General features: G+C 39.9%; 1 pseudogene. It reads right to left on the bottom strand.

The annotated features are described in order from the left end of the window. Positions 1–967 (bottom strand): annotated as a pseudogene (locus tag GPLA_RS00690) (type I-F CRISPR-associated helicase Cas3f); the annotation flags it as partial. Positions 968–985: the final 18 nt, after the last annotated feature.

The following is a 985-nucleotide window of genomic DNA, read 5'->3' on the forward strand; positions in this document are numbered from 1 at the left end:
AATATTCTTGATAACTACTATCGCTATATTCTGTAATGCGTAGTTCACCAAAACGGTGACTAACCTCTTTCAACTCAATAACAAAGTCATTTGCCAGCTTTGAATAAATATCTAATGCGTCTAAATCAAACCAAAATTTGACGTTGTTCCCCATATTTAAACTTTGCAGTGTTTCAATTCTTACCGGTGTTTCTGTCGTCATTTTTGGCGGGTAGGCGTTTTCGTTTAACCAACACCAATGTGGATTGTGGAATTCATCTGCAACAAATAAGTAATAAGACTCATCTTGTTTTGAATCTCGAAAGCGTTGCTGACGCTGCACTTCTCCACACCAATAAGGAGTATTCGCCCACCAAACTTTAGCTTTGTTTTCGCCGCTAAAAAGCTGCCATGCTAATGCAACATGCTCCAGCGAACCTAGATTCAGATATTCATTATTAGTATTCTTTTCGATCGATGTTATTTCCTGAATTCTTGGAATGGCGTTGATTGGATTGTACTGTTCAGTTTCTAGCCTTTGAAATAAATCGTGAGAAGCTAAAACAAGGTTTGGCATTTCAAAACCTGGACGTTCAAAGCAGATTTTTTTTCCTCTTAGTGCTTTTAAGTTCTCATTCAATAATAAAATATTTGGGTGCTTTATAGGCTCACTAATTTCTCTATGGCGCCGTACGCGCCCAGCCAATTGTATAATTGAACGCATAGAGCTTGCCTCGACAATGGCCCAGTCATAATCGTGATCTCGCCCAACTTCAGCAACCGGAGAGGCTAAAACAACAAAAATGTGATTTTTTTGGGGGTAGCTAGCCAAAATATCACCTACACCCGCTTCTGCACTCCACAAAGTAGATTGATCCTTGCGATTAAGAATAGTGTCCAGTTTGTTCTCTATGTGAGACCGTATCGCTAAAGGGAAGCGACTGTGGTACACGCAATAATGAATGCAGGTATTGTCAGGTGAATCCATCGCTACAAGTGACTGTGA

Source organism: Paraglaciecola polaris LMG 21857 (assembly GCF_000315055.1).
GTDB lineage: Bacteria > Pseudomonadota > Gammaproteobacteria > Enterobacterales > Alteromonadaceae > Paraglaciecola > Paraglaciecola polaris.